4 protein-coding genes and 1 riboswitch are annotated in these 6,030 nt (G+C 53.7%); of the genes, 2 read left to right on the forward strand and 2 right to left on the reverse strand.

The window, feature by feature from the left end; all coding sequences use genetic code 11:
* Positions 1-9: 9 nt before the first annotated feature.
* Positions 10-1,368, reverse strand: a complete 1,359-nt coding sequence (locus VGC33_RS18070) for an MFS transporter (protein ID WP_331122158.1) — start codon at positions 1,366-1,368, stop codon at positions 10-12.
* A gap of 283 nt (positions 1,369-1,651) precedes the next feature.
* Entirely contained in the window at positions 1,652-2,758 is a 1,107-nt protein-coding gene (gene trmA / locus VGC33_RS18075; protein WP_331122159.1) for a tRNA (uridine(54)-C5)-methyltransferase TrmA, read from the reverse strand.
* Positions 2,759-2,890: 132 nt separating this feature from the next.
* Positions 2,891-3,080: riboswitch (cobalamin riboswitch) on the forward strand.
* A 70-nt stretch (positions 3,081-3,150) separates the two neighbouring features.
* On the opposite strand from trmA, the gene btuB reads away from it, so the two are divergent.
* Complete coding sequence (btuB, locus tag VGC33_RS18080; RefSeq protein ID WP_331122160.1) at positions 3,151-5,031, forward strand: TonB-dependent vitamin B12 receptor BtuB; 1,881 nt, start codon at positions 3,151-3,153, stop codon at positions 5,029-5,031.
* Positions 4,976-5,839, forward strand: coding sequence for a glutamate racemase (gene murI, locus VGC33_RS18085; RefSeq protein WP_331122161.1), 864 nt, complete (start codon positions 4,976-4,978; stop codon positions 5,837-5,839). The genes btuB and murI overlap by 56 nt, the downstream gene beginning before the upstream one ends.
* Positions 5,840-6,030 lie beyond the last annotated feature (191 nt).

Here is a 6,030-nt window from a genome sequence, read left to right on the forward strand (position 1 = left end):
AGGAATTACTTAGTTAAATTGAATGACTTTAAATCTGGGTACCAGCGTTTTCATCAATGCCCAGGCAATCAGATAGGCTAATCCGCAAAATACGAACATAATGCCGTAACCCACGTCAATTTGTCCCAGCGCCTGGTAATGGTCGAACAGCGCGCCGGCAACCTTGGTCACGGCTACACCGCCGAACCCACCCGCCATGCCGCCGATACCGATTACCGAAGCAACGGCTTTGTTGGGGAACATATCGGATACAGTGGTAAATAAATTAGCTGACCATGCCTGATGGGCGGAAGCGGCTATGCCAATCAGAATAACCGGCATCCAGAATCCCGTGTGTCCCAATGGTTGGGCAAAGATGGCGGCCAACGGGAATATGGCGATAAAAAGCATGGCTCGCATCCGGGCAACATAAGGATTAAGCCCTGTTTTCATAAACATCGCCGGCAGCCAGCCCCCGCCGATACTGCCCACCATGGTCATGCAGTAGATGGTGGCGATTGGCAGCATCAGCTGCGTCCCGCTCATCTTGTATTGCGCGGACAAATAGGCCGGCAGCCAGAACATAAAGAACCACCAAACCCCGTCGGTTAAAAATTTGCCGATGGCGAATGCCCAGGTCTGGCGGTAGGCCAATAAGCTGAACCAGGATATTTTTTCATGTTCGTTCTCACGATTTTGTTGTGAATCAACATCCTCGGTAATGTGGTTGTATTCAACTTGGTTTAATTTGCCTTTCGCAAACAATTTTGATGGTAAATCGAACAGCCTTTTCCAAAAGAATAAAACAATAAAACCAATAACACCCACAATGGCGAAGGTTGACTGCCAGCCCCATTGGACGGCCATCCATGGAACGATTAACGGGGCCAGGATAGCGCCAACATTGGCGCCTGAGTTAAATATCCCGGTAGCGAATGAACGTTCTTTTTTAGGGAACCACTCAGCGGTGGCTTTGATCGCGCAAGGAAAGTTTCCCGATTCTCCCAACCCCAACACCAACCGAGCGAACATAAAACCGGCTATCGATATGGGTACCGTGATGCTCAAGGATGACAGCATAGCGGAGATCCCGCCGCCTATCTGCGCTACAAAGGCATGCAGTATCGCCCCCAGGGACCAGATGCCTAGCACCCAGGCATAGCCCTTTTTAGTGCCGGTAAAATCAACAAACCGCCCGGCGAAAATCATCCCGATTGCATAAGTAAATTGAAATACCGCCGCTATATTTGCGTAATCGCTGTTACTCCAGCTAAATTCCTTGGCTAACGATGGCTGTAGCAGACTCAACACCTGCCGGTCTAAATAATTGATTGTAGTACCAAAAAAGAGCAATGCGCATATCACCCACCGATAATTAGTCCGAGCCATTATTCACCCCATTGAAAAAACAAAACGCAATTTTATTTTATGTGGAGGCGTATTTTAAATTTACTCAAAATTTTTGATATGATGCCCGTCACATATCGATCACGCCGAAAAAAAATCTTTTATGACAGGAATGGGCGGGGTGGAAATGAAGGTAACGGCAAAGTGAAATCGCAACGATCGTCGCTATGCTTGATAAGGGTATATGAAGTATCACATGCCCCGGGAATGACGACCCGTTGGGTCGATGGCTGGAGGTGGAAGGGCCCTGGGCGCGGGCCGGCTGCTATGACATTTTGGCCGTTAACAGCACGCCGCACTCCATATGGCGTGTATAGGGAAACTGATCGAACAGGGCCAGCCGCTCAATGGTGTGGGTTTGGACGAGCGTTTCCAGATTGCGGCACAATGACTCGGGATTGCAGGAAATATACAGGATGCGCGGATAAGCCTGCACCAGTTTCACCGTGGCGTCATCCAGCCCGCTGCGCGGCGGATCGACAAAAATGGTTTCACAGCGATAGCTTGCCAGGTCGATATCCTTCAGCCGGGTAAACTCCCGCGCGCCCCGCATTGCCTGGGTAAATTCCTCAGCCGACATGCGGATAATCTGCACGTTGTTGATGTGATTGACGGCAATATTAAACTGCGCGGCCGCCACCGAGGGTTTGGCGATTTCCGTGGCCAGCACCCGGTTAAAGTTGCGCGCCAGCGCCAGGGAAAAGTTGCCGTTGCCGCAATACAGCTCCAGTAGGTCTCCTTGCGCCCGTTCAGTGGCCGAAATCGCCCATTCCAGCATCTGGATATTCACGGCGGCGTTGGGCTGGGTAAAGCTGTTTTCTATCTGGCGGTAAATGATGTCCCGTCCGGCCACCGGCAGGCGTTCATCGGCGTAATCGCGGTCCAGGCAAATTTTGGTTTTACTGGCGCGGCCAATCAGGTTGACCGCAAATCCCTCCGTCCGCAGGCGGTCGCGCAGCTCGCCCGCGTGCTCGCGCCATTCGTCATCCAGCGGACGATGATAAATCAGGGTAACCACCGCCTCGCCGCTCAGGGTGGTGAGATAATCAAGCTGGAACAGCTTGCGCCTCAAAACCGGCGAAGGACGCAACGCGTCCATAACGGCAACCATCAGCCTGTTCATCAGTTCGCCGCCGGCGGCGAAATGATCGATGCGGATCCGTTCCTTGGTCTGCTGATCAAACATAATATGATACAGATCCTGCTCATCATGCCAGACGCGGAATTCGGCGCGCATCCGGTAGTGTTCAGCCGGCGAGCGGAATATTTCCGCCTCGGGCGCCTGAAACGCCGTCATCAGCGCGTTCAGTCGGGCGGCTTTTTCCGCCAGTTGGTTTTGATACACGCTGATGGGCAACGTCTCGTCGGTCATGATGATCTCTCGCTAATATCCGTTATTTTTACCACTTTGTGGGGGATTGTAGGGGATAAACCGGTGATGTCCAGTGTTGTTGCGCTTATAAATAGTTTGATTATTAGTGCTATAGACATACTTATCTGTCTGATTGTAGGATGCTTGTCCGGTCTTCGTAAGTTAAAAGGGAATCCAGTGAAAAGCTGGAGCTGACGCGCAGCGGTAAGGGGACCCTAGGGCGATTGCGCAAGCAGACACTGTCTTTAATGACGGGAAGTCGTCGCCTGGCGTGATATAACGCATCCCGAGCCCGAAAACCTGCCGGTATTTCGTCGCAATATCCATGTTTGTCGCGAGCCATCAAATATGGAACCTGCGGCATCCTATTTTATCATTTGGATGCTATGGCAATGCCTAAGACTAACAATACCGTGCTGCTGGCGCTGTGCGTCACTGCATTTTCCGGATGGGCGCAAGCTAATGGCGCACAGGATCAGTCCGCGGACGCTATGGTCGTTTCCGCTAACCGTTTCCCCCAGCCCATTTCTACCGTGCTGGCGCCTACCAGCGTGGTGACCCGCGACGATATTGAACGCGGTCAAATCAAATCGGTGGCCGAAGCGCTAAGCCGCCTGCCGGGCGTTGATATTGCCCAATACGGCGGATTGGGGCAACAAAGCTCGCTTTTTATCCGCGGCACCAATTCCAGCCATGCCCTGGTTTTAATCGACGGCATCAGGATGAACCAGGCCGGCATCTCCGGTTCGTCCGATCTCAGCCAGATCCCCATTTCCCTGGTGCAGCGCATCGAATATATCCGCGGGCCACGCTCGGCGGTCTATGGGTCGGACGCCATCGGCGGCGTGGTCAATATCATCACTACCCGCGAGCAGCCGGGCACCACCCTGAGTGCCGGCATGGGATCCCATGGTTATCAAACTTATGACGGCGCCACCCGGCAAAAGCTCGGGGAGAACACCACCGCCACCGTTGCGGGCAATTACACCTATACCCATGGTCTTGATGTGCGCGCCAATCTGCCGGATAACTATGGCGACCCCGCGCAGCCGGATCGCGACGGTTTTATCAGCAGAACATTGTTTGCTTCCCTGGATCATGCCTTTAACCAGCAGTTCAGCGGCTTTGCCCGCGCCTACGGTTACGACAACCGCACCGGCTATGACGGCAGCTACGCCTATACCGATCCTGACCATTATGATGCGCTGCCGGATACCCGCAAACTCTATAGCCGCACTTACGATACCGGGATGCGATACCAGGAAGGGATTTACGCCTCTCAGCTTTCCTTTAACTATAACCATACGCAAGATTACAATTACGATCCTAAATACGGTCCCTATTCCGCCTCCGCCACCCTCGACGACTCCAAACAGTATAATGTGCAATGGAATAATACCTTACAGGTCGGCCACGGCACCGCCGGCGCCGGTGTGGACTGGCAAAAACAAACCACCGCCCCGGGTACCGGTTACCTTACCGACGGCTATGAGCAACGCAATACCGGGATTTATGCCACCACGTCGCAACTGGTGGGGCCGGTGACGCTTGAAGGGGCGGTGCGCGGCGACGATAACTCCCAGTTTGGCTGGCACGGTACCTGGCAAACCAGCGCCGCCTGGGAGTTTATTGAAGGCTATAGATTAATCGGCTCCTACGGAACCGCCTACAAGGCGCCCAACCTGAGTCAGCTCTATAGCGGTTATGGCGGCAATAAGGATTTAAACCCCGAACAGAGCAAGCAATGGGAAGGCGGCGTGGAAGGATTGACCGGTGCGCTGAGCTGGCGTGTTTCGGCGTATCGCAATGATATCGATAATCTTATTGATTATGACTCCTTCGACGAAAGTTATAAAAATATCGGCAAAGCGCGAATCAAAGGTGTGGAATGGACCGGCTCGGTCTATACCGGACCATTGCAGCACCAGCTAACGCTTGAGTATCTCGATCCCCGCGACGCCACCACCAATCAGGTATTGGCGCGGCGCGCCAAGCAACAGGTGAAGTATCAACTCGACTGGCAGGTGGCCGATATTGACTGGTCGCTCAACTACCGCTACCTGGGCGAGCGTTACGATACCAACTACAATACCAACGACCGGGTAAGGCTGGGCGGCGTCAGCCTGTGGGACATTGCCGCCTCGTATCCGCTAACCCCCCATCTAACGGTTCGTGGTAGAATAGCCAATCTGTTCGACAAAGAGTATGAGACGGCTTATGGCTACCAGACCGCAGGGCGAGAATTTTATCTCACCGGAACCTATTCCTTCTGACGGTAGCAGCACCAAACGGCCCACGATCCTGATTTTTGATTCCGGCGTGGGCGGTCTATCCATTTATGATGAGGTGCGGCAATTGCTGCCGGACCCGCATTATATCTATGTGTTCGACAACGAAGCTTTTCCATATGGCGATAAGCCGGAAGACTTTATCGTCCAGCGGGTGGTGGATATCGTCGCCGCGGTGCAGCGTCTGCATGTGCTTGATATGGTCATTGTCGCCTGCAATACCGCCAGCACCATTTCACTGCCGGCCCTGCGCGCACGGTTCGAGTGTCCCATTGTCGGCGTGGTGCCGGCGATAAAACCGGCCGCCAAGCTAACCCGCAACGGTATCGTGGGGCTGCTGGCCACCCAGGCCACCGTTCACCGCAGCTATACTCATGAGCTGATTGCTAAATTCGCCGGAGATTGTCATATCATTACGCTGGGATCCGCCGAGCTGGTTGAACTGGCGGAAGCCAAGCTCCATGGCGAAACTATTGCGCTGGCGGTGCTGCAAAAAATTCTGCGCCCCTGGTTAAGACTTGCCGAGCCGCCCGATACGGTGGTATTGGGCTGTACGCATTTCCCTTTATTAGCCGACGAGCTAAAAGCGGTGTTGCCGGACGGTACCCGCCTGGTGGATTCCGGTTCGGCGATTGCCAAACGCGCCGCCTGGCTTATCGCCCATGAGGTAGATGGCGATTTCTCAACTGAAGTGAGCCAGGCCTATTGCCTGGTGGCATCACCGCAGGCCATGGAGCTGGTGCCGGTATTACAGCGATATGGCTTCGCTTCGCTGGAAAAATTGCCGATGTAATGAGCGGTTGTGTGATAATTCAGCGGTCAGTAAAATAAGTGAAATAAGTGCTTGTCAGGCTGGGGAAAGTCCCTATAATGCGCCTCCACTGACCGGGAATAAACGCTTACGCGGCGCCGGGTCGGGAAGGGAAAAGCGCCCCGCCGGGGCAAATAAAAGCTTGACTCTTCAGCGGGAAAACGTAATATACG

It is taken from the genome of Acerihabitans sp. (assembly GCF_036398755.1).
Lineage (GTDB): Bacteria > Pseudomonadota > Gammaproteobacteria > Enterobacterales > Enterobacteriaceae > Acerihabitans.